This is a genomic window from Pseudomonas sp. AB6 (genome assembly GCF_034314105.1).
In the GTDB taxonomy this organism is placed as follows: Bacteria; Pseudomonadota; Gammaproteobacteria; order Pseudomonadales; family Pseudomonadaceae; genus Aquipseudomonas.
The window spans coordinates 2,035,286-2,057,904 of sequence record NZ_JAVIWJ010000001.1 but is presented as its reverse complement, the minus strand read 5'-3'; the positions used below and the strand labels follow the sequence as shown (position 1 = coordinate 2,057,904).

The window sequence follows — 22,619 nt, the reverse complement described above, 5'->3', positions numbered from 1 at the left end:
CTGGCGACTGGTCAGCATTCAGTCGTCGCCGTCTTTTCGAGGTGAGCTTGATGAACACGTTGATTGAGGTCCGAGACCTCTCAAAAACCTTCACGCTGCATCAGCAAAACGGCGTGGTGCTCAATGTTCTTGATGGCCTGAGCTTTACCGTCAGTGCCGGTGAATGTTTGGTACTTCACGGGCAATCTGGCGCTGGAAAAAGCACCTTGTTGCGCACGCTGTATGGCAATTATCTACCCGCCGGCGGCAGCATTCGGCTGTGTCATGCGGGCGAATGGCTGGAACTGGTGGGTGCCCAACCGCGGGAGATATTGGCAGTGCGCCAGCAAACTTTGGGTTACGTTAGCCAATTCCTGCGGGTGATTCCACGGGTTGCCAGTCTGGATGTGGTGATGGAACCGGCGCTGGCCCGAGGTTGGACGAAGGAAAAAGCCAAGGCTCGGGCAGAGCATTTGTTGTCCCGGTTGAACATCCCGCAACGCCTGTGGCAATTGGCGCCCAGCACGTTTTCCGGGGGCGAGCAGCAGCGGATCAATATTGCCCGAGGCTTCATGGTCGAGTGGCCAGTAATGCTGTTGGATGAACCCACCGCATCGCTGGACGACACAAATCGCCAGGTGGTGCTGGAACTGATGCAGGAAGCCAAAGCGGCAGGCGCCGCTTTGATCGGCATATTCCACGACCATACCGCCCGTGAAGCGGTGGCTGACCGTCACCTCGACATGACGCCCAGTGCCGTGATCATCCAGGAAACCGCGCCATGCTGACTGAACAGATCCTCAGCAATGCCCAAGTGGTCACTGCCGACCGGGTGTTCAACGGAACGGTGGTGGTGCGCAATGGCATGATCGCCGAGGTGGATGAGGGCCGCAGTCGCTTGCCCCAGGCGCAGGACATGCAGGGCGATTATCTGCTACCAGGCTTGATTGAGCTGCACACCGATAATCTGGAAAAACACATGACCCCGCGCCCCGGTGTGGACTGGCCCTCAACCTCGGCGGTGCTGAGTCACGACGCCCAAATCATTGCGGCAGGCATCACTACGGTGTTCGACGCGCTGTCTATCGGCGACGTCAATCCCAAGGGCAATCGCATGAAGAAATTGCCTGGGATGTTGGAGGCGATTGCCAGCGCCAGTGCAGCGGGCCTGACTCGCGCCGATCACCGTCTGCATTTGCGTTGCGAGCTCTGCCATCCGGACACCTTGAGCGTGTTTCGCGACTTGGTGGAACACCCGCTGGTGCAATTGGTGTCGGTGATGGACCATTCGCCGGGCCAGCGCCAATTTGCCCTTGAATCCAAGTACCGCGAGTACTACATGGGTAAATACCAGCTGACCACCACGCAGATGGACGAATTTATTGTGTTTCAGACGGCGAACTCTCGCGAGTTCAGCGACCGTTATCGGCGTGCCATTGTTGAAGATTGTTTGGCTCGCGGGTTGTCAGTGGCCAGTCACGACGACGCGACTTTGGCTCACGTCGAAGAGTCGGCTGGATACGGCATGACCATCGCCGAGTTCCCAACCACTTTGGAAGCCGCGCGTGGCAGCCACCGGTTGAGCATGGGGGTATTGATGGGGGCGCCGAACATCGTGCGCGGCGGTTCTCACTCGGGTAACGTGGCGGCGGCCGACCTTGCTAAAGAGGGATTACTGGATATTCTGTCCAGCGATTACTATCCCGCCAGCCTGCTACAGGCGGCCTTTTTATTAGCCGCGCAAGACAATGCCTGTGAGTTGCCGCAAGCGGTGGGCATGGTCAGTCGCGCCCCGGCTCAGGCGGCTGGACTCGATGACCGCGGCGAGATCCGCGTGGGGTTACAGGCTGACCTGATTCAGGCAAAAAATCAGGACGGATTACCGGTCATTCAACAGGTGTGGCGACAAGCGAAGAGGGTGTTTTGATGGCAGGCAGGTTGATCTATCTCATCGGGCCTTCCGGTTCGGGCAAAGACAGCCTGCTGGATGCTGCGCGCGATCCGTTGTCCGCTCAGGGCTGCCGGATCGTGCGCCGGGTCATCACGCGCTCGGCCGAAGCGGTTGGCGAGGCGGCGCAAGCCGTCAGCGTCGATCAATTCATTGCCATGCAGGCTGAGGGCGAATTCGCCCTCAACTGGCAGGCCAACGGGCTGCACTATGGAATTCCCAGCGAGATCAACACCTGGCTCGATTCAGGGCTGGACGTGCTCGTTAATGGCTCGCGTGCGCATTTGGCTCAAGCGCGGCAACGTTACCCGGATTTGCTCGCGCTGCTGCTAACAGTAGACCAAGACATTTTGCGTGAACGCTTGTTGGCTCGGGGCCGTGAGTCCCTGCCCGAGATTGAAGCGCGGTTAGTGCGTAACGCTGATTTCGCAGCAACGCTAATGGCCAGCGAGAACATTGGGCTGTGGCTGTTGGACAACTCCGGGCCTATTGCACACACCCTTGCACGCTTGATGACGTTAATCGGCAAAGACCCTGCATGCGCCTGACATTGCTGGGCACCGCCGATGCTCGGCAAGTCCCGGTGTACGGGTGCACTTGCCCGGCCTGTGCGGCGGCTCATGCTGATCAACGCTTGCGTCGCCGGCCCTGTAGCGCGTTGGTCGAGTGCGGGGATCAGCGCTGGTTGATCGACTCCGGCTTGACTGACTTGACCGAACGTTTCCCAGCCCGCAGCTTCAACGGCATTCTGCAAACCCATTACCACGCCGACCATGCGCAAGGATTGTTGCACTTGCGTTGGGGGCAGGGCTGGGTGATTCCGGTGCATGGCCCCGTTGACGCGCAAGGCTTGGCTGATTTGTATAAGCATCCGGGGATTCTGGATTTCAGCCAGCCGTTCAGTGCCTTCGAAACCCGTCAGTTTGGGGTGTTGAGTGTAACGGCGGTGCCGTTGGTGCATTCGAAACCGACCTTGGGGTATGTGCTGGAAGGTGGGGGACGGCGGATTGCCTACCTGACGGACACGGTGGGTTTGCCCAAGGAGACCTTGGCGTTTCTACAGGGAACGGCGTTGGATGTATTGGTGCTGGATTGCTCTATGCCGCCGCAACCTCAGGCGCCGCGTAATCACAATGACCTTAATGTGGCGCTGGGATGCATTGCCGATTTGAAACCTGGACAGGCAGTGCTGACCCACATCGGCCATACCCTGGATGCGTGGTTGATGGAGGCCAGGAATCGGTTGCCAGAAAACGTAATTGTGGCGAGGGATGGGATGGTGGTTTGAGCGCCGCGCCTGGCCGAAGCTCGGTCTTGAGTGTTATTGAGGCGTGATCCATCAACGGCTAAGCGCAACGGAAAGGGATGAAGTCGTCCAAAGGCTGGTTTACATTGCTGTTCTAAATTCTTAATTCAGTTTTGGAGATCTACCGTGACTAAGGCATCTGCAACGATTGAAGTGTCGGCAACTGCTGACCAAGTGTGGCAACTGATGGGTGGCTTCGGTTCGCTGCCGGATTGGCTGCCGTTTATCGTGGAATGTGAATTGAGCGAGGGTGGACGCGTTCGTCACTTGAAAACCAACGATGGCGCCGTCATTGTCGAGCGGCTTCAGACCTTCGATAATGCCGCACGGACGTACACCTACTCCATCGAGCAGGGGCCATTTCCGGTGACCGATTACTTGGCGAAAGTAGAAGTCAGCGAAGTGCCAGGCAAGCAGGCGACCAAAATTGTCTGGTCGGGCACCTTCACCGCTGCCAGCATTACTGACGAAGCAGCCGCTGAAATATTTGACGGTGTGTATCAAGGTGGGTTGGCGGCGCTCAAGGCTAATTTCCCATTGTAAGGCCCTAAGGCAAGCTTACGAAAAGCTTGACTTCGCCTTTTCAATCAGTAACATACGACGCATTCCGCGATAGCTCAGTTGGTAGAGCAAATGACTGTTAATCATTGGGTCCCTGGTTCGAGTCCAGGTCGTGGAGCCAGATTTTTCAAGGGGTTGAGCGGGGTGTTGTAGGACGTTTCCCGGACCGAATGATTTTGATCATTTGGCACCTGAGGTCCGAAAAACCCGCTTAACCGCCTCGAAATACATCTCGTAACAGGATATTCAATATGGTTTTCGTGCGAGCAATGCGCTGTCTCTAATCACTTGATTTAGAGGCAAGCACCCATGAAAATCGCATCAATCGTTTCAACCAAAGGCGGCCCTGGCAAAACCACGGTGACCGCAAACCTGGGCGCGTTCTGCGCCGACGCCAATATCCGTACCCTGCTGATAGATCTCGACACACAACCGTCGTTGTCCTCGTTCTATCGCATCGACCACGAAGCGGCAGGCGGGACCTATCAACTCATTGCCCAAAACGATACCCGGTCAGAGCAGATCATTTCCCGGACCTGCATCCCTAATCTGTCACTGGTGCTCTCCAACGACCCCTACAACCAGCTCAGCAACCTGCTGTTGCATGCCGCTGACGGGCGCTTACGCCTGAAAAATCTGGTCTCGGCCTTCGCTGACGACTTCGACCTGATTCTGATTGACACCCAGGGTGCGCGCTCGGTGCTGTTGGAAATGGCCTTGCTCTGTTCCGATCTGGCAATCTCGCCCATCACCCCGGACATGCTCGCTACCCGCGAGTTTTACCGGGGCACCCAGCAACTGCTCAAGGACCTGGAGCCGCTGTCGGTGCTGGGCGTGCATACGCCGCCGTTAAACATTGTGATCAACAAGCTCGACGCCACCAACGACGCGAGCCTGATCTACCAATCCGAGCCTTGTTAAACGTGGCAATACAGCTGACCGAAAAGCTGCCGGCGCTCAACCTGTCGATGGTGTGGACGACGATTCAGGGCTGGATTGAACAGGACTTGATCTGATGCCCCACGCCTCCAAACGGTTCACCCCGGGCAATCTCGAGACGCTGAACGCGTTGCTGGATTCCGCGTCCAGCTCAATGAGCGATCAGCGTCGAGAGCAGACCCGAATTCCTAAACCCGATCGCCCCGGCGCGCAGCCGTTGGCGCCCATACTCGATACCGAGAACACCGGGATCCTGTTCACCGGCAATCCCCACGAAGCCTTCCCGCGAAGGCTTTTGCTGGATAACCGGCTGACGCCACTGGAGCGCAACGCCTGGCAGGTTTTTAGACTCTTGCTGAATGATGACGGCCTGACGTCGTTTCCCACCTACGAGCAGCTACGACCTTACCTGGCCTCGTCGCCTTACAAGCTTGCATCCCGAGAGACCGTCGCCAAAGCGCTCACCGCCTTGCGGTTGACTCGCTGGCTGAGCTTGGCCGGGCGAGTTCGGGATGAGGTCACCGGACAAATGAAAGGCAACATCTACCTGCTGCATGACGAACCCATCAGCATTTCGGAAGCCATGCTGCTGGACACCAGCTACCTGCAACTGGTCGGAAACTCCCAGGACCACGCCAACAAATCCATACGCCAAGTGGCCGCCAATACCCTTGAGGAGTTCATGCAGGATCCCCACCTTCGCGAGCAGACACTGCCGAGCCACCTCGAAGTCCTGAGGCAGCGGGTTGCCAATCAAAGCTGGGCGAAGGCACTCAATGACAAATCTAACACGCAGACACCTCCCTCGGACGCACCACTCCAATCCGAACTCGGGCCAAGTGAATCCGAACTCAGTCAAAGCGAATCCGAACTCAGTAAAAAACACCCAGTTCGGAATCGTGCAGCCCCCCGTTCGGAATCCGAACCCAGTCGGAAACAGGGCTACGCACCCCGAGTTCGGAATCCGAACTCATCTAGTACAAGTACTAATACAAATACATCTGTATGTAAAAGCTCTGTACCGCGTGCGAGCCCTGGGGCGGTAATCAAGTGGCCAGCGTCGTTTGAAAACTTGGCGCCGGATCAGAGACGGAAGGTGCAGGTTGGGCTGGGGTTGGTTTCGGCAGAGGTACAGCAATCGGTGCTTGATCAGTGGGATGTGCGGGTAGGGCAAGGGCAGATACGGAATCCGTTTGGGTATTTACTGGGCATGATCGAGAAAGCGCGGAATGGGGAGTTTAATGTGGTGGGTCAGGTGGGGGGTGGGCGGTCTCATTCGGATGCGTCAGGGGTGGCCGTCGCAGATGACGGAGTGCGGGAGCCTTTGCCGGCGTTCAAACAGCATCAACCGACTGAGCTAAGTAGGTCGGTAGCGAACAAGGAATTGGCGGCGATTATGGCGATGATGGGTAAGCGGGGAGTGGGGACGGTGGGAAGTCAGCCGGCGGTGGGTGGGAGTGGTTGATGCTGGGGTGATTCCAGTGGAATCATGGTGGCAGTTGGTCGGTATGGGGTGATGATAGTTGTCGGTCAGCGAGTGCCGCTTTCGACCCATAGCCGTCGTTCGCAATTGGCAGAAATTGACCCAAAGTAAACACTGCTGTGGGCTCCGATCCCTATGAGATCGGGCCCATCCAGCATACAACGAGGGGTCAGAGTGTCTTTTGAGCCGCTATCACGCCTTCGAGTTACCGAATGGCCCAAGGAGCTTTGCAAACTCGATTAAGCCCAGATGCGTGATCGAATGGGTTGTATAGTTAACAATAAAAACAATGGGCAAAAGTGCTGGCGCCTCGGCCAAGTTGACACCGAGCTTGATGGTCGTTATTTGAGAATCATACAGTCTTACCATCAACGCCATAATATTTCCTTCAGTCGGATGGGGAACTCCGGAAATCATGAATAAATGGTGACCTGACGGTAAACGTGAAAGTATTTTTCGCATCTCATCATGCTCTTCCATGCCTACTGAATGTAGATCTGGTTCTCCCGACAAGATGGATTTCTTAGTTTCATTAAATCCGGACTGACGAACATAGGCTGCTCCGGCCACATGCGCCAAAATATTAATGCCAATTTTAGCCAGAACTCTATCAGTTACGTCGGTACGTACCGACATACCTACAGACACAAGGGGATTTTCAACAGTTTGCGCTTCTGCCTCCATACTTGAAAAGTCTGTTTGCTCTAGGCACTTTCTGTAAAGAGTCAGCGCTTTCTCTAGCGCTAAGTCATCTGTTACCCTTAGTACTATTTTATTTCTGGCGGACCGAAATAGTCTAGAACGAGAAAGCCGCTGTTCGCTCTCATAATTTTCCATTTGTTCGTGCCAAATACCGCCGGAGGGTGCTTTCGCAAAATGCTCTACCTCTTGGGACCGAACATATGCCCCCTCCCGCCATATAAAATGAGTTAACTCGAAGATGGGCGGGACTTCATCATGACTTTTCCGAATACAAGTGACGGAATCATCTAATTGGGTTCGAGAAACCTCAATAAACTCCAGTAGCTCCACCCTTGTCGTAGCCGTACTCTTGACAGCATTTTCCCCAACAATTATTAACTGTGGTAGCACAAATGGCTTGCCGTTTTGACCAAGTTCAATTTCATATGGATAACCATCCTCGGACACTAAAACCTTTGTCTTTGCATCTAGTGTAGGGGGGGTAGTCTTTTTACCTCGATTACGACCTTGACCTTGCATAAATAGTCGCCCAATCGCTACAAGTGAACTCCGTAGAAATGCTGCCTCAAGAGGTGAAAATATACTCGTATTGCAATTTTTACAGACGATATCTTGCAACATAAAACGCTTGTCGTCGCCCCCCATGCCAGCTGGTATGACGTGTTCGGCTGAGAACGGCCCTGAGCTAGGGCAATAAATACAAGTATTGTCCAAGGAAGTGGAAATATTCATCGCATCCAGTCTCCTTTTTACACATGGTTTTCGACAGGTGCCGCGGAGTAACGCATCCGTGACGATTTAGTCTACCGTGACATAGCTAGCTCAGTGTCATTTTTTGGCCGACTTCAGTCGGTGCCGACTGGCTGCAATGGGTCGGTTGTGGCCCTTCGCGACAGGCAATAACCGGCCAAAAGCAGCCAGTCAAAAGCGTCTAGGAAATCAGGGTCGATTCACTCCTTCAAAGGGCGCAATTTCAGTTAGCCGCTTTTTACGAAGTTGCTCATCGATGGACGCTGAAAGATGGTGCATGTCGTTGAGCACCTGCTTGGACAGATAAGATGACGCAACGCTCAGGTGACGAGCCTCCAATCCCCGTCGATCAGCCAAGAGAATCTCCAGATAACGATGAAGCTTTTCAGCCGGCGTGGATGCTCTTTGCAGCTGCTTTTTTAAGGTTTCGGTGAAGCGGGCCAAGGCAGTCTCATCATCTTCGTCATGGTCCTCGATAAAAATCTTTTCGGCCAGTGCGGCCTGGCTTATTCCAAGCTCTTCGAGTTTATGCTTAATCGTGGCTTGCAACTTTCTGACGTCATCCATAGCTGTCCCTGTTTGTCCCTTGTCACTGCTTAAAGTCGACCTTGCACCAAGCGTGGTGCTAACTCAAGGAGAACATCAATGAGCAAGAAGACACCAATGACACCAGAGGCCGCTGCCCGAATTCACAGCGCTGAAGCCATCAAAAATGGCGGTAAAGTCAGTACTGACTCGTTCACGAGCCGAGTTCAGAAAACCGTGGCAGAAGTAAAGCCGAAAACAACCAAGTAAAACTAGGGAGAGAAGAATATGGCTAAGGGTAACGGCAGTAACGGCGGCAGCAAAGGTGGCAGTAGCCAAGGTTCTGGCGGCAAGGGCAGTTCAGGAACTGCCCCTGGTACTGGCTCTCAGGGTGGTAACTGGCCAAGTACAACCGGCAATCCGTCTGGCGGAGGACGCGGAAACGCCCCCAGCAAGGGCTGATTGTTGATAGCCCGAGCGCTGTAACGTTGGCGCTCGGGCTAATAACTATCCGGCACTACAGTTCTGAGTTGCCGCTGTCATGGCTTGCCTGAATTGGGCTGGTGCTTCTTTAAATTTTTTGAAATTGACATTTTTTTGAGCGTGCGTGAGCGCGCAGCTACACAGTACAAATTTCTGTTCAGCCTGCCGCCAGTATTCAGACCGCTTCGCACCCTGCACGCAACTCTCGACAAGGGCGTACTCGATTTCAAGCGGATAGCGGTTCGCCTCAAAAAAACTGTCCAATTGGTGGCCAATTGCTCCACCTATGGCTAGCGCCCCAACAGCCGGGAGCAAAGTGGTCTTAACCGCCAGGCGGAGTGTACTAAAACTACTTTTGCAGTGTTCGCAGCTAATCGCATCAGTAACATTAAAATTAGTAAACTTGCTGCATTTTGGACATGTAATTTCCACGCTGCGTCCTTGCTCCATTGCTGTTAATTTCGCCTTCATCTGGCTTTTAGCTAAATCGCGCCTAATTTCACAACCATCTTCGGTATGAATCGTGCCACATTTCGTTGACACCACAGACTGGTATTTGCCGTTTTCCGCCCTTGGTGAGAGGCAGAACATGACCCGAAGCAGACGCTAAATAAAATTTCAGAAGATGAAAGCTTCCCACATTTTGGCAGCGTTTTTTGCTACTCAGTGTTTGACAGCGTATCAGGGTGGAATTGAAGTCCGTCATTGAATTGTTGTGGCGTCACAATCACTGCAATGTCTTTGAGGCTCCCAATTTCTAGCCTCAATGGCCCTGGAAGCTCGTTTACCGGATCTACTCGCAACCTGTACTCCTGCTGTACAGAAAATCTTTTTCTTTTGTGGAATCCAAGCTCAGCTTCAGGGATTCTGCCATGGAAGGTTTGGTCATCAAAATAGTTGACCATTGAGCGTTGGAACGGCAGATTCAGTTTGTCGAGAGCTTCATCACATCTGGCTAGGAACTCTGATGTGTTCAGTAGCACGACGCAGTACGCACCTAAGCCATGGCATGCTGGGGGGATCTTGAGCGACTCACGAAAAATGTCGAGATTTTCATCTGATAGCTCTGTACATGCCCCACTGTTCACGGCGAACATGCAGAATACATTACTAGCGAGCAGGTTGTTGCTATGCACTAGGATCGGCGACGCAAGTTGATCTCCTGAAATCTTAATTTCGTTAACCGATAGAGTGCTGATTTGGCTAGGCTGGTAGTGCCCTATGAGTCCTTCATAGCTATCGCCGCGTAACTCTCCAGCGTTGTCCACGTGCTCCTCCGCGAAATACTTTAATGTATTCATGTAAAGGGAGCCCGACAAGAATTCCTCAGCATAGTTCTTCGTTTCAAAAATTTTTAAGAGTGTATAAATGATCATTTTTGATGTTTGTGTTGTTGGGAACTCAGATTGGCTTACTCGATTAAACTTATCAAGCCCGATGGCCGCTTCTGGCCGGTTTCTGCCTATCACCATCTGCAGCTTTGGTTCGGCTGCGGCCTATGGGCTGATCACATGCGCAAATGTACCTTGAATTGTCTTGGTTTTGGTGTGGTTCAGTTTAAGTGGTGAGCCAAGTGCCAAGAATATCTTCAGTGCTGAGAAAGCATCATTGGCCGCATACAGCAACTGAGACTTCTGTAGTGGACACATTGCCCAGTTCGAAGTGGTCACAGATTTAGATTTGTTCAGGTTCTGGCCCAGCACCACGGCAACAGCGGCTTTGGCGCCTAGACGTTGCCGATACCCGAGTGCGCGCAGTGATTGAGTCAGTTCTATATCACCTTGGATCAGAACTCCAAGCTTCCGCCTCAGGTGGCTTCGATCAGACTTCAAGCCAAATCCGACTTTGACGATGTCTTTCGAGCCAAGAACGGCTGTCAGGAACTCAATTGGTGGATTGGTACCGATAGGGACAATATAAGCCCGGTCATTCAGGGCGATCTGCACCACGTGTGGCCCCTCGCTCTTTCCTCCTTTGATAAATACTGGTTTCGACTCGGTATCGAAACCAACCACCCCAGCAGCCTGAATCAATTCCAGGGCGTTTGTAAACTGATCATGTGATTCAAGTATGACGATCTGACCAAGTTGCAGCCCTTCAAAAGCAGGCAACAGGACGATCTCATCTTTTGTTGGGTGGGGCTTAAGGGTGCTCTTCTTGGAGGCATTGCCACTCATATTGACATCCTTTTTCATTCAAATTCTAAGCTCATAAGGCGGATCGTGGCGAATGGGTTTTTATGGATCGCTATTGGGCCTCTACTCTTGCCTATGCAACGCTCGCGATGTGTCAGCCGACCTGGAGGCTTTCGGCAAAAGCCTGATTCAGCCTGACATCACTATCCTACTTCTGCTCGACGAGCAGGAGCGCCTAAAAACTTCGTGCTCGTGGCGCAACTGCTGAGGATCTTGAAACCCTGGACCCAAACTTCCGTCAGCCCGTACTCAGCGAGCTAAATGCCCGCGCGGACATAGTTATCGATATTACCGGCCTCTACGTAACTGGCGTGTCTAAAAAGTTTACCCAAGCCATCGAGGGGTACTGCCGCTGAGCTGAAACGCCACGAACTATCTAAGGAGCCGGATCGGGTGCGTTGGGTCGACTTCTACCTGTCACAATAGCCCGGGCTGGCAAGAATCAGGCGTTCGTCTTTCCTCCAAGCCATGCGCTACCCTCGAACCTGCTAAACACCGTTCGCAAAAGGAATTGCTGCAATGGTGCCCAACCGTTTTTTACTTCCACCCTCCTCGTAAACAATTCACTCTAGAGCGGCAGCGCACGTTCGCCCAAAATGGGCTGCACCCGTTGATGTCTATTATAGTGAGGCTTTTTTTATCCGACCTACGCAGGATCCATGTGAAGACAGCAAAAGCAATTACCAAAAAGAAATCATCCGGGCGTGGGTTTGAGATGTCCTCGTTTTGTGGGTGGGATGGAGAGATTTTAGTTCTGAACATACTTGGAACTCCGAGCGCCAAAAAGGATGCCATCGGCAAGGCGAAAGGAAGTCAACTCAAGATTAGTGTCACCGCCGCACCCGTAGCAGGCAGGGCGACTGACCACATGGTTAAGTTTCTCGCCCGAGAGTTTGACGTCTCGGTTTCTGACATCACGGTTGTGTTCGGTCGTTTTAATTTGAACAAGCAGATGCGTATAAGGGCGCCCGGAAGCTTACCTGCCGTAGTGGCCAAGGCCCTGTCAGAAGCAGAAAACACCTGACCATTCGCTACGGGCGCGATGCAGCCTAATGAGCCGCCCTGCTGTCATGGACTGTCCCAGTGTCTGCTCGCCGACAAGATTGCATCGAGTTAACTACCCGTTTGCATTCGTACTGAACAGCCTGTTTAAGCTAAATATTTTCTGCGAAGTGCCACGTTGCAATGCAACTTTGGCCATGAGCGGCTACTTGGAAATTTTCTCGCTCCTGCAACGCAGAGAATCACGGCAACGGTAAAGGGCGAGACAGCACACGACCGTTTTGGCAGTTGATTGCCGATACAGACCAAGTGATTCCACTGGAATCACGGTGCCTAACTGCCACTATGATTCCACTGGAATCACCAGCTCCCACCATCCGCCCTCCGAAAAGAACCCACCCCGATCCAGTTTGAGCGCTGACAACCTTCCTACCCCTTGGCGACACTGATTGCATCCAAGCCAATCAGGATCTTCAACGTGGCAGAACCTATCCAGCTCAACCTCGGCGCGCTCCGTAGCGTCATGGACCTCACTTTACATACCCACCATGCCGCGCGTATTTGGCATGGGCGAACGGCTTCAGACGGTAAGAACGGCATCATCGGCCTGAGCGGCTTCGTCGGGATAATGAACAAGATGAAGCGCGGTGCCGAGCTTGATGATCCTTACTCCGATTGGTGGATCATCCAAGTCGAAGAAAAAATCGCGACCTGCAAAGTGGAGCTGAACCTGATCCAGGAAAAGCTGGATCAGGTCATGTCGGGCTTACCACCGACCCTGAATATCGGTGACAACCTTAGCGTCCATCCGGTAAAGCTGCCGCTCTTCATCAATGCCCAACTGGGTTTCATGGCCGTCTATTTACTGACGCAGTTCGATGAACTTGCCCGCCGTCTGTTGTTGGCCCATCACACGGCTTTGATTGGCCGTCGGGATATGGAGGTCTGGCTCAACGAGGGCGCACATGTGCTGAGAAGCCTCTTTGGCTTGGCACAGCGCTTCAAATATTCCGGTGCTGCGCGAGACGACTTTGCGGCCAATAACGCCAGGGCGCGGGAGGCTCGCGAGGCGTTTGGAGAGCTGCCGCAGGATGTTCTGGAAGGCACGCGGCGGTCTGAGTTCGCACCGGTGATTGTCCGTGCCAAAGCTCAATCTGCAGCAGGCGAGTGGGATATCGAAACCGTCTCCGACAGTGTTGAAGCGTCAGAGCGAACAGGCGCTGATGAATCCGAGGTCGGGGAGGGCTGAGGCAATGTCAGAATTTCAAAAGACTGAGCCGAACGACATGTCGCAAAAATCGAGAACTGGGCCAAAACACGCTGCCTTCCTGCCGCTGCAACAGACTGCCTTCTCGACCCTCGAACACGCATCCTTCCTTAAAGGGCTTTTAAAACCTTTTAAGGGTAAGGGGGACCTGAGCCAATTTGCGCTGTTGTGTCGGCAGTTGAGAGGCAACCTGATCCAGCTTGCGGTCGGTGATGTGCTCGCCCAGGCCGAGCGTTATCCCTTCACGTTGCTGCCGATTCGACTGACCTGCCAGTCCACCGGATCAGGAACTGTCTTCCTGCGATGGAGCCGGACGGATCGCAGCAAGATGGGGGTCGATCTGTGGGACGAACTTCCCGGCGACCCACGCACCCCTGACAGCTTGATCGCGGATTTGTACGCGCTAGAACTGCAGCGGATCGCGATCAATATGCAAATCAGCCTGACCCACAGCATCTGCCGGCAAGCGACGGAGTGCTCGAAAAAAATGGGTCAGGCTGAAGCTGCCTACCGTCAACGACTCGACCTCATCAATAACAACCATGCAAAGGAGGCCTGACCATGGGCACAACATTTCTGGGTGAAGGCAACATTGGTACGAAGCCCGAGTTCAAGGAGTTCCCAAACGGCAACAAGGATCCCCGACGCCTGCTGCGACTGAACGTCTACTTCGACAACTCGATACCCAAGAGCGACGGCGGATACGAGGATCGAGGTGGTTTTTGGGCAAACGTCGAGCTTTGGCATCGGGATGCCGAGCGTTACTCGAAGTTGTACGCGAAGGGCGTCCGGGTGCTGGTGCAAGGTCGCATGGTGATGGACAAGTGGGAGGACGACGACGGGGAAGAGAACAGTGCAATGAAAGTGCAGGCCAATCGCATCGGGATCTTGCCGCACCGGATTGAAAGCGTGGTGCTCGCAGCGGCTGATCATGCGGCGGCGGAACATGAAGAATAAGTTGGCATAAAAAACGCCTCATGCGGGAGGCTGTTGGGGCGTATGAAGCTTCGTTCTCGAAACCAACGCTAGCTTAAAAAACGTTGCGGATAGAGAAGTTTGAGTTTGGATGATGGCTGACGAACAAGGTGATTCCAGTGGAATCATAGTGGTGGTTAGCCATCATGATTCCACTGGAATCAGCCTCTTCGGTAAAAAAAATCGCACTGTTCGCGAAGCTGATCCTGGAAAGCTGCCCTCTAATCGCCAACCTGTACTTCTCGTTCAGCCTGCGAAATATAAATCAATGCTGGCACGTGAGAGCCCGATGAACGAAAACGACCAACAGGAAATTGCAGTGACGAGCAACGCTTGGAATCTAACAGCGTTATCAGGGTGGATGTCAGTGTGCTTGGGGCTTATCGGTATGGCCGCTCTATTGGTGATAGGGCCGTCGCTAGCAGGTTTTGCTTTTAGCGCTTTCGGGCTTGTCGGAGGTGCAGTTGTCGTGTCGTTGGCTGGACCACTGAACCACAAAAGAGTACGCCTTATCCGAGTCAGAAGGCGTTGATGCCAGTGCCCAACTGTCAGCATGATTCCACTGGAATCACTCTCACTGCAAAGCAAAAAATCGCGCAGTCGTGACGCCCATTCTGAAAGTCCTACCTGCTGATCGCCAACCACCATCCTCCGTTGAACTCTCACAGTAAGAAGTCCCACGTCATGAAAATACGACGTCCCACGTTGTTGAAACGAGTGGTGTATGACGGCTATGACTATGGCCTGCTGCTGACTTACATCGAGGGGAGCAATCGGTTGCTTCTGGATCGGCAGGGCTATTTCATTCGCCGGACAGACCACCCGCAGCACCGAGCCTGGCGCGTTCCGAAAGGGCGAGTACATGAGGATCCCGATGCATTGTTTTCTGGGCTAATGGAATTGTCCTCGACGGCGCTTAGGGAAACCCGCGACAGCTTTATCGACAAGCTCGATCAATAATCGCCGTCCGCGCTTCAGCTAACCACTAGAAATGAAGCGCTGGCTCGGACCACTCGTTCATCTCCAACGCTAATATAACTGTTAGCAAAAACCAATCGGCTTCCGGTTTTTTGAATATCCACCACGGCTTCCAACCAATCGCCTATCTTGGCGGAACCGGCAAAATCCGTGGTCAGTGCAGTCGTCACAAGTTTGAGAGGTGGGTCTTTCGAGAAAGCTGCGCTGTAGCCTAGGGCGACATCAGCCAGTGCCATGAATAGGCCTCCGTGGGCGAGTCCACGCGCATTGGCGTGTTTCTCCTGTACACGAATCCCAATAGTAAAACCTTCAGTATTTTCCCGATAATAGAAGGGGCCTAGAAGATCAAGAAAAGGGCTGCTTCTAAATAACGGTTTGAAATCCTGCGGAACATCCATTTCGCGCTCCTTTTTTATTTTAATAAACACATAGAATCTGTAGTTCAATGAAAGCATTAACTCACGAAAGCGCGTCGGCTAACTTGCTCAACGCAGGAGCAAGATCATCGCGATCTGCCAACGCCTTAGAATTCAAACATAAGGTGCTGTCATCAATCAATTCACTGATGCGGATACTGTGTATTACGAATGCTGATGGCGATCTCTGGGGGGATCAAACGCGGAGTATCGCGCCGTAGCCTTTAAGATCTTGGCTACCTGAGCATGCTGCTGACGACGTCAGCGGACATGCGGCTAGAGTGGAAAAAGTCTTATGCCCTGTCAAGCCTAACGAGTAACGGATTGCGAGAGCAGGCACAGATCGTCGGTTCTAGGTTGTGCTGAACGGTGGTATGACTATAATTCTCCCCAGCTTAAGGAATAATTATTAGGGGTCCGTCATGGTCGCTGTCGTCCGTGAGTCAATGATGCCGGCCGAGGTTGCCTATCTCAGCGGCTTGACTGAGAAAGAGGTCAACAAAGCGGTTGATGAAAACATCCTGCCGGCTTTCTATGTTTATCGAAAGAAGCTGACGGGGTACCGACTCTACGCGCCATTGGCGGCGGTACTCATGAGCTTTAATAGGGCCGCACAGGACGTATTTTCAAAAAAAACCCGGGTCGAAATTCTCCAGGTGTTTACGGATCGATTGCTCAGTTCCCCGAGCTCAGAGCGCATGGTCACGATGGAGTTGTTTCCTGATGCCCAAGCGCTGCGTGTCTCTACCGATTTATTCGAAATCAGCTTTGAAAAACATATGAACTTCGTGAGAGAGCGCCTTGAGCATTTGAGAGAGGCTGAGTCTGTTGTCGTTACAGACCCGGACATCATGGGCGGCGTCCCTGTTTTCAAAGGGTCACGGGTACCGATAGATATCGTTATTGCATCGATCGATGAAGGCACTTCGTTCGAGGCGCTTAAAGAGGACTATGGGTTCTTGACGATTGAGCTTATCGAGGACGCACGGATCTACGTGAAGACGCATCCGCGTCGGGGGCGGCCAAAGATTTATTCAGTTCCTAAGCCCGCCGAAGGTAAGGCTGTGCGGAGGGTTATCGCTTCCACTAAGATTGGCAAATGATTCATCGGCTCCTGTTGGATGAGTGTCTGAGTCCGAGGTTGGTCGAACGTGCGTACAACGCTGGCCTGGATTGCAGCTGCGTCAGAGACCGTGGTTGGCTGGGTTTAAAAGATCCAGAATTGGTCAGGTGCGTGATCAATGACGATTTTATTTTGGTCACGGCCAATTCTCGGGATTTTCGGGGAAAAGGTTACGTCAGCCCTGGCGGCTTATATCTGTTTCAGGACGTGCACCCCGGTCTGATCTGTCTGAATTCAGTACAGCCATTGACCTATAAGGTACAAACTTATCTGTTCGATATCGTGCTGGAAGATTTGGCCAGCATCGACGACATGCTTAATAGGGTTTTGGATATCACTCATGATGGGGATGGGAACGTGACTGTTGAGTTTTATCCGATTCCACCGCTGTAGTTGTAACGACCAAGGAAATTAAGCCGAGATCAGCGTCTCGGCTCAAGAACAGAAAACCACCTATGAACGATCGCATCGACAGCCCCTTGGCATTGACTGTCATTGCTCACACCTCACCCGATTCTTGTCGTGGCTGGAATCGGAATTTCGCTGGCACGCATCCGCGTACAAAGGGAGCCCGTTTTTTCACCGGCGGGCACCGGCAGCGAATATCAGCCCCTCGGAAGGGTGTCCTCACATTCCGCACCGCAGAAGGTCAGGGCACTCTTCAAAGTCGCTTATAAAGGAGAAGTAGGGGCCGTGCTTCGCGCATCGACCCGAGGGAGAGTAGACCTTGAACTCTTTACGCCTGTGGATCCCGAGCATGGAGATCGTGACGGCAACGTGCCCGGACAGACAGGGAGACGAAGGGAGAGCCTGCACGCGCTTCCCGAGGTAAAGCGTGCTTGGGTATGGAGTGTTGAGCCCCCAACGCCACTGATGACCGCCAGTAGCCAGCGGGTGAAAATTAGGAGCCGGGTGATTCTTTCATACGTCGATGAATCTTGGAATACCGTTTTTCCTTCCCTTCAGCCGACACAATAGGTGGGATTTATTTGTAGGATTTCGGATTAACGCTCCGCTTGCTGGTGGGACCAATGCTTAAAACCCCCTTGCAGTCTGGGTAGTGTGTACATGACAGGAACGGTCCTTTTTTGCCTTTTCTATTGTTCATGTTTGAGCCGCATTGCCGGCAGGGCGGTGTTGGTGGTTGATCGAGGCGCAGGGTGACCGTCGAGCATTGTTCCACCAGTTTTCCGATCCATAGACCTTGGCTTTTGAGGAAGCTGTCCAGAGTCATTCGACCGGCTTCAATCTCATCCGAGGCCTGTTCCCAGATTGCGGTCATGCCTGGGTCTTTGACGATGGCTGGGATGGCATCGATCAAGGCAAAAGCAGATGCCGTAGGACTCAACGTTCGCCGTTTTTTCTCTATATATCCACGTTGCATCAGCCCCTTGATGATCGACGCCCAGTGGCTTGAGTACCAATGCCGGTGGTGGCCTTCAGCTTGGCCTTGAGTCGCGGATGTGCGACTTGTTCGGCAATATTCTTCATCGCTTTGAGTAGTGAACCTTCTGTATAAGGGCGTGGCGGCGATGTCATCAGCGATTTCAATTCTGCGGCATCGACACGACAACTTTGGCCCACATGCAGAACTGGCAGTTGCTGGGTTTTTTCGGTGATAGTTTCTTCATCGGTCCCATCGCTTGAGGCATTCCCAGAAAACAAGGTTTTCCATCCTGTCACAGCGATCTGCTTGCCTACCGCTCGCAGCTCCATGTCCGAGCATAAGAGTGATACTGAGGCACGGTCATATTCATGGTTGGACAGGAACTGTGCGATATACCGACGTCGTATGAGGTCATACACCTTGGATTCTTTGTCCGACATTCTTGAAATGTCCGCAGGCTCAGTGGTCGGAATAATGCCGTGATGCGGCCCTACGAGTTTCTTGTCATCCCAACAATGTGAACGCTGCTGAGCATTTATTTTCTGTAGCAACGGGATGATTGACGGGTCGGTTTTACCCAGTGCAGCTAAAACCGCTGGCACTTCCTCAAGCATGCTTTCCGGAAGGTAGGCGCATTCGGTGCGCGGGTAATGTGTTGCCTTGTGAGTTTCATACAATGACTGCGCAATGTTCAACGTTTCCTCAACCCCCATGCCCAATTGGCGGTCGCAGAGTTCTTGCAGCGTCGCCAGATCGAAAGGCAACGGGGGTCGTTCAGTGATGCGTTCAACATCGATATTGCTGACAACGGCCTGGCCTTGGGCGATACGGCGGGACGCCTGAAGAGCTTGCGCCTGGTCCACACAGCGGCCTTCGGAGTCCAGCAAGTCGCGTGGTGCTTTCCACTTCGCACTAAACGCCTGGCCCTGTGCAGAGAGCAGAACTTCAACCTCCCAGAAAGGCTTTTTTACGAACGCCGATATGGCCCGATCTCTGTTCACAACCAAGCTCAACGTAGGCGTCTGGACTCTGCCGACGGTGAATAATTGATCATGACCACCTCTCCTGGCGATCAGCGTAAACAGGCGACTCAGGTTCATTCCGATCAACCAATCTGCGCGAGAGCGAGCCAATGCCGCGTGATACAGCAAAAAGGTCTCCTCGCCTGGCTTCAAATCAGCTAATGCCTTACGAATTGATTCAGGGTTCAGAGCAGACAGCCACAAACGTTGCACCGGTCCGCGATACCCGCAGTAATCTATGATTTCACGGGCGATCAACTCGCCTTCACGATCAGCATCCGTGGCAATCACCAATTCCCTGGCTTCACCCAGAAGTTTTTTCACGGCCTTGAATTGCGCGGCCGTCCTAGGCTTGACCTGGACCCTCCAGTCGCTGGGAATAATCGGCAAGTGGTCCAGAGACCAGGATTTGTAACGTGCGTCGTAGGCCTCAGGAGCCGCAGTTTCCAATAAATGTCCGATGCACCAGGTCACGCAGACCGAATCACCGATCAGGTACCCGTCGCCGCGCTTGGTTGCGCCAAGTACGCGGGCGATGTCTTTGCCTTGGGAAGGTTTTTCGCAAAGGAATAGGCGCAAAAGATGTCTCGTTCAGTGATGAGGGCATGCAAAGTTGCCTCAACGTTGTCACGAGGTGGGTAGGGGGTGTGGTGGGCAAGGTAATGGATGCCGAGATTTACCACCTGCGCCGGGCATTTGAGGAACGTATATGGGCTTCGGTGCATGCCATACGAGCCCTTGGCGAACGCCTGGCAAAAGACGGTTCCATCACCTTTATCTCCGGGATGCTGTCGGAGCGACCCAATGCCAATGGCTCCGCTGTGTTGTCGGCTGCGTGTGCCGCGATGGAAGCGTTGGCGCGGGGCCTCGCCCTGGAGTTGGCGCCGATTCGGGTCAACACCTTGTCACCCGGTCCGATCAACACCCCCATTTTCAGCAAAGCACTGGGCGACGGGCGTGATGCGTTCGTGGCGGCGCTGGAACAGTCGCTGCCGCTGCATCGTCTAGGCAGCGCAACAGAAGCAGGCGCCGCCGTTGTTTTCCTGATGAGAAACGGTTTTATGAATGGCGCCACCTTGAATATCGACGGCGGCGCAAGGCTGGTCTGACTGGCCAGTTGCTAAATGGAGGCGAGAGCGCCGATGACTGCTCATTTAGGAAGCGCAGCCATCGGCCAGAAGCGGTCACTTCGTATCACTCGAAATGTCAGAGTCGTAGAGAATACGAGCATCGCGAAAACCTTCAGCATTCTCTGCCACCCACATCCACAATGGAATCATCCGCGCTAGTAGGCCCCGCCCCAGCTCGGATAATTCGTAGTCGACACGTGGCGGCACCTCGTTGTAATCCCGGCGTAAAACCAAGCCGTCTCTTTCCAACTGGCGCAAGCTGCGGGTCAACATCCGCTGCGTCACGCCCCTCATGCGCCTGGCTATCTCCGCATGCCGCAGCCGTCCCTCCACCCCTAGTGTGTGGACGATTCCCAGCGACCAACGATTACCAGCATGGGTGAGAACTTCCCGCTTCAGACCATCATCTCCTGCGCTGAGTGCTTCGCACGCAGCTTGCGACTGCCTAATGATTTCTTCGTTATCCATTCGCCCCCCAGGATCACTCGTGTACCTACTTATGGGCAGGCTCCAATGGTGACAGGATAACTCTCACTCACCTTGATCAGCACATTGGAGAAAATTTATGCAAACGCCAAAACCAGTGGAAACCGACAACATTCTGGTGCTGGGGGCCGGTGAACTCGGCATGTCCGTGGTACGCGAGCTGGCTAGGACTACGTTAAACAAGAAGGATGCAGGCGTTCGTATTACTGTGCTTCTGCGTCCACCGGTGGCGGTGATTCAAGACGCATCTAAAACGCGCGCCATTGAAGAACTCCGTGGGCTAGGCATAGACATTTTGCAGGCTGACGTCATTAACGATTCAGTTGAGGAACTTGCCGAGCATTTCGCCCGATTCGACACGATCATCAGTTGCGTAGGTTTCATAGCCGGTGCCGGCACCCAGCTGAAACTCACCCGTGCAGTGCTTCAGGCGAGCGTAAAACGCTATGTGCCGTGGCAATTTGGCGTGGACTACGACGTGATTGGCAAAGGCAGTGCGCAGGATTTATTTAATGAGCAACTTGAAGTCCGTGAGCTACTGCGTGCGCAACGCGCTACCGAATGGATCATCATCTCCACCGGGATGTTTACAAGCTTCTTATTCGAGCCCGCGTTTGGCGTGGTTGATCTGGCAAAAAATACTGTTCATGCGCTAGGCAGCTGGGATACTCAGGTCACCGTTACTACGCCAGAAGATATAGGGATGCTGACGGCGAAGATTGTGTTTGCCAAGCCGCGCCTCGCCAATCAGGTGGTCTTCGTGGCCGGAGACACCCTGACCTACGCACAGTTGGCGGATGCGGTTGATGCAACGCTCAACCGAACGGTATCTCGCATCGAATGGAGCATTCCCAAATTGAAGGACGATCTCAATGCTGCTCCGAATGACCAGCTAAGCAAGTACCGAGCCGTATTCGCTGAAGGTAAAGGAGTCGCTTGGGATAAGAGTCAGACCTTCAACGCTGCACACGGTATTGACCTGACGACGATGGCCGTTTGGATTGAGCAGAACCTGAAGTGAATGGGGCGGTCTGCTCCGACAGTAAGGTCGTGATTGGGTAAGTCAGCCAAGGGCAGCTTTGGGTCGACTTCTGCCGGTCAAAATAAGCCGGGGCGGGCGAGAAGCCCGTTCGTCTTTTTCCCAAGCACCGGTGCATCTTGTTTTTTTTGGAGCGACCCTCCGCTCCCGATCGTTCTCTGCCTGTTGTCTCCGTCCGTTTCTGGCCAAGTCCGGCACGTCGCAAGCTGCAAAAGTCGGCCAGAGTGGGTCGTTTAGAATCGCTCTTATATGCTTTAATCCGTTCGAGAAATCCGCTGCATCCTCAAGCCCGCCATCGTGCGAGATAAGCCTGTAGGAAAAGGACGCTTTTCGCTCCTCAAAGGCGAACCGGAGAATGGATGAAAGCTGACATCAGCGATGCTCCCGAACGAGTCATCAGAAGACATCACAAACGTAGCGTTTTTTACCTGGGCATGTGTCTGGTGGTTGGAAGCATAGCCACGATAGGTGCACTGCAGTTGATAAGCCGAGCCCCGAGCACCGACTCGGCATACAAACGGTTGATGAGTCCAATCGGGGGAGAAGGGGAGCTGATTCGCGCCAGTGAAATGTCGCCGAGGCAAGATATCGAGCCCTCGCAGCCTCAAGCACCATTGGACATACATCTACCAGCCAACACGGCTCGACAAACCGTCTTCAATGATCAGAACTTCATTCCTAGAGGAGCTGACAACGTAGTTACCCTCGGCGCTGGTTCTGATCTTTTCCCCCGAGAGGAGCTCTCAAAGAAAGTAAAGCTAACGATCGTCCGGCAATCGCCCAGTATGAAACAGCTTGCGTGCTGGCCATATAAGCAAGGAAGTATCGACTCCCGAAACTGTCGCGCTTTTATGGGGCTTAATCATCGAGACTAGGTCAAAGACTAGTCAAAGTAGAACCATGGTCTCCACTAGTTGCCAAGT

At 53.4% G+C, this 22,619-nt stretch carries 25 protein-coding genes, 1 tRNA gene and 2 pseudogenes; 20 read left to right on the top strand and 8 right to left on the bottom strand.

Going from position 1 to position 22,619, the window contains the following annotated elements; translation table 11 throughout:
* The first annotated feature begins 50 nt into the window (after positions 1 to 50).
* From phnL to RGW60_RS09770, 8 genes and pseudogenes are all read left to right on the top strand, one after another.
* Complete coding sequence (phnL, locus tag RGW60_RS09805) at positions 51 to 767, top strand: phosphonate C-P lyase system protein PhnL (RefSeq protein ID WP_322204217.1); 717 nt, start codon at positions 51 to 53, stop codon at positions 765 to 767.
* Positions 761 to 1,906: an alpha-D-ribose 1-methylphosphonate 5-triphosphate diphosphatase gene (locus RGW60_RS09800; protein WP_322204215.1), complete on the top strand. Its 1,146-nt coding sequence runs from the start codon at positions 761 to 763 to the stop codon at positions 1,904 to 1,906. The genes phnL and RGW60_RS09800 overlap by 7 nt, the downstream gene beginning before the upstream one ends.
* A complete protein-coding gene (phnN, locus tag RGW60_RS09795) occupies positions 1,906 to 2,475 on the top strand; it encodes a phosphonate metabolism protein/1,5-bisphosphokinase (PRPP-forming) PhnN (protein ID WP_322204213.1) in 570 nt (189 codons plus the stop codon). Before RGW60_RS09800 ends, phnN begins: the two co-directional genes overlap by 1 nt.
* Entirely contained in the window at positions 2,466 to 3,215 is a 750-nt protein-coding gene (gene phnP, locus RGW60_RS09790) for a phosphonate metabolism protein PhnP (protein ID WP_322204211.1), read from the top strand. The genes phnN and phnP overlap by 10 nt, the downstream gene beginning before the upstream one ends.
* Positions 3,216 to 3,359: 144 nt before the next feature.
* Positions 3,360 to 3,776, top strand: coding sequence for an SRPBCC family protein (locus tag RGW60_RS09785; protein WP_322204209.1), 417 nt, complete (start codon positions 3,360 to 3,362; stop codon positions 3,774 to 3,776).
* A gap of 63 nt (positions 3,777 to 3,839) precedes the next feature.
* A tRNA-Asn gene (locus tag RGW60_RS09780) sits at positions 3,840 to 3,915 on the top strand.
* Positions 3,916 to 4,103: 188 nt separating this feature from the next.
* Positions 4,104 to 4,703: pseudogene (locus RGW60_RS09775) on the top strand (ParA family protein); the annotation flags it as partial.
* Between the two features lie 106 nt (positions 4,704 to 4,809).
* Positions 4,810 to 6,198 (top strand): STY4528 family pathogenicity island replication protein, encoded by a 1,389-nt coding sequence (locus RGW60_RS09770; RefSeq protein WP_322204207.1) that lies wholly within the window; start codon positions 4,810 to 4,812, stop codon positions 6,196 to 6,198.
* A 210-nt stretch (positions 6,199 to 6,408) separates the two neighbouring features.
* Here the strand turns inward: RGW60_RS09770 and RGW60_RS09765 are convergent, their stop codons facing one another.
* Together RGW60_RS09765 and RGW60_RS09760 are read right to left on the bottom strand one after the other, a co-directional pair.
* Positions 6,409 to 7,650 carry a hypothetical protein gene (locus RGW60_RS09765; protein WP_322204205.1) on the bottom strand — a complete coding sequence of 414 codons (1,242 nt, stop codon included), beginning with the start codon at positions 7,648 to 7,650 and terminating at the stop codon, positions 6,409 to 6,411.
* Between the two features lie 207 nt (positions 7,651 to 7,857).
* Positions 7,858 to 8,235 carry a hypothetical protein gene (locus tag RGW60_RS09760; RefSeq protein ID WP_322204203.1) on the bottom strand — a complete coding sequence of 126 codons (378 nt, stop codon included), beginning with the start codon at positions 8,233 to 8,235 and terminating at the stop codon, positions 7,858 to 7,860.
* 78 nt (positions 8,236 to 8,313) lie between these two features.
* On the opposite strand from RGW60_RS09760, the gene RGW60_RS09755 reads away from it, so the two are divergent.
* Together RGW60_RS09755 and RGW60_RS09750 are read left to right on the top strand one after the other, a co-directional pair.
* A complete protein-coding gene (locus RGW60_RS09755) occupies positions 8,314 to 8,463 on the top strand; it encodes a hypothetical protein (protein ID WP_320401928.1) in 150 nt (49 codons plus the stop codon).
* 18 nt (positions 8,464 to 8,481) lie between these two features.
* On the top strand, positions 8,482 to 8,655 hold the full coding sequence (locus RGW60_RS09750; RefSeq protein WP_322204200.1) for a hypothetical protein: 174 nt from the start codon (positions 8,482 to 8,484) through the stop codon (positions 8,653 to 8,655).
* Between the two features lie 45 nt (positions 8,656 to 8,700).
* On the opposite strand, the gene RGW60_RS09745 is transcribed toward RGW60_RS09750, so the two are convergent.
* The 3 genes from RGW60_RS09745 to RGW60_RS09735 all read right to left on the bottom strand — a co-directional run bounded on the left by RGW60_RS09745 (position 8,701) and on the right by RGW60_RS09735 (position 10,853).
* Positions 8,701 to 9,267 (bottom strand): hypothetical protein, encoded by a 567-nt coding sequence (locus RGW60_RS09745; protein WP_322204198.1) that lies wholly within the window; start codon positions 9,265 to 9,267, stop codon positions 8,701 to 8,703.
* A gap of 68 nt (positions 9,268 to 9,335) precedes the next feature.
* Positions 9,336 to 10,145, bottom strand: a complete 810-nt coding sequence (locus RGW60_RS09740; protein WP_322204196.1) for a hypothetical protein — start codon at positions 10,143 to 10,145, stop codon at positions 9,336 to 9,338.
* 27 nt (positions 10,146 to 10,172) lie between these two features.
* The gene (locus RGW60_RS09735; protein ID WP_322204194.1) at positions 10,173 to 10,853 is read right to left on the bottom strand and encodes a 3'-5' exonuclease; all 681 of its coding nucleotides are present in this window, start codon (positions 10,851 to 10,853) and stop codon (positions 10,173 to 10,175) included.
* 679 nt (positions 10,854 to 11,532) lie between these two features.
* Between RGW60_RS09735 and RGW60_RS09730 the strand changes: the two genes are divergently transcribed.
* From RGW60_RS09730 to RGW60_RS09705, 6 genes are all read left to right on the top strand, one after another.
* Entirely contained in the window at positions 11,533 to 11,895 is a 363-nt protein-coding gene (locus tag RGW60_RS09730; RefSeq protein ID WP_322204192.1) for a DUF167 family protein, read from the top strand.
* A gap of 447 nt (positions 11,896 to 12,342) precedes the next feature.
* On the top strand, positions 12,343 to 13,122 hold the full coding sequence (locus RGW60_RS09725) for a PFL_4669 family integrating conjugative element protein (RefSeq protein ID WP_407074112.1): 780 nt from the start codon (positions 12,343 to 12,345) through the stop codon (positions 13,120 to 13,122).
* A gap of 37 nt (positions 13,123 to 13,159) precedes the next feature.
* Entirely contained in the window at positions 13,160 to 13,699 is a 540-nt protein-coding gene (locus RGW60_RS09720) for a DUF3158 family protein (RefSeq protein WP_322204188.1), read from the top strand.
* Between the two features lie 2 nt (positions 13,700 to 13,701).
* Positions 13,702 to 14,097 carry a single-stranded DNA-binding protein gene (locus tag RGW60_RS09715; protein WP_322204187.1) on the top strand — a complete coding sequence of 132 codons (396 nt, stop codon included), beginning with the start codon at positions 13,702 to 13,704 and terminating at the stop codon, positions 14,095 to 14,097.
* Positions 14,098 to 14,209: 112 nt separating this feature from the next.
* Complete coding sequence (locus RGW60_RS09710; RefSeq protein WP_322204185.1) at positions 14,210 to 14,647, top strand: hypothetical protein; 438 nt, start codon at positions 14,210 to 14,212, stop codon at positions 14,645 to 14,647.
* 152 nt (positions 14,648 to 14,799) lie between these two features.
* Positions 14,800 to 15,075, top strand: coding sequence for a hypothetical protein (locus tag RGW60_RS09705; RefSeq protein WP_322204183.1), 276 nt, complete (start codon positions 14,800 to 14,802; stop codon positions 15,073 to 15,075).
* A 14-nt stretch (positions 15,076 to 15,089) separates the two neighbouring features.
* On the opposite strand, the gene RGW60_RS09700 is transcribed toward RGW60_RS09705, so the two are convergent.
* Entirely contained in the window at positions 15,090 to 15,491 is a 402-nt protein-coding gene (locus tag RGW60_RS09700; RefSeq protein WP_322204181.1) for a PaaI family thioesterase, read from the bottom strand.
* Positions 15,492 to 15,958: 467 nt separating this feature from the next.
* Here RGW60_RS09700 and RGW60_RS09695 point away from each other — a divergent pair, with 467 nt between their 5' ends.
* Both RGW60_RS09695 and RGW60_RS09690 read left to right on the top strand, forming a co-directional pair.
* On the top strand, positions 15,959 to 16,612 hold the full coding sequence (locus tag RGW60_RS09695) for a DUF433 domain-containing protein (RefSeq protein WP_322204178.1): 654 nt from the start codon (positions 15,959 to 15,961) through the stop codon (positions 16,610 to 16,612).
* A complete protein-coding gene (locus tag RGW60_RS09690; RefSeq protein WP_322204176.1) occupies positions 16,609 to 17,025 on the top strand; it encodes a DUF5615 family PIN-like protein in 417 nt (138 codons plus the stop codon). Before RGW60_RS09695 ends, RGW60_RS09690 begins: the two co-directional genes overlap by 4 nt.
* 592 nt (positions 17,026 to 17,617) lie before the next feature.
* On the opposite strand, the pseudogene RGW60_RS09685 reads toward RGW60_RS09690, so the two are convergent.
* Positions 17,618 to 19,620, bottom strand: a pseudogene (locus tag RGW60_RS09685) (DNA topoisomerase III).
* Between the two features lie 83 nt (positions 19,621 to 19,703).
* Between RGW60_RS09685 and RGW60_RS09680 the strand changes: the two are divergent.
* On the top strand, positions 19,704 to 20,150 hold the full coding sequence (locus RGW60_RS09680) for an SDR family oxidoreductase (RefSeq protein ID WP_322204174.1): 447 nt from the start codon (positions 19,704 to 19,706) through the stop codon (positions 20,148 to 20,150).
* A gap of 75 nt (positions 20,151 to 20,225) precedes the next feature.
* Here the strand turns inward: RGW60_RS09680 and RGW60_RS09675 are convergent, their stop codons facing one another.
* Complete coding sequence (locus RGW60_RS09675; protein WP_322204172.1) at positions 20,226 to 20,639, bottom strand: helix-turn-helix domain-containing protein; 414 nt, start codon at positions 20,637 to 20,639, stop codon at positions 20,226 to 20,228.
* A gap of 97 nt (positions 20,640 to 20,736) precedes the next feature.
* Here RGW60_RS09675 and RGW60_RS09670 point away from each other — a divergent pair, with 97 nt between their 5' ends.
* On the top strand, positions 20,737 to 21,678 hold the full coding sequence (locus RGW60_RS09670; RefSeq protein ID WP_322204170.1) for an aromatic alcohol reductase: 942 nt from the start codon (positions 20,737 to 20,739) through the stop codon (positions 21,676 to 21,678).
* The last annotated feature ends 941 nt before the right edge of the window (positions 21,679 to 22,619 follow it).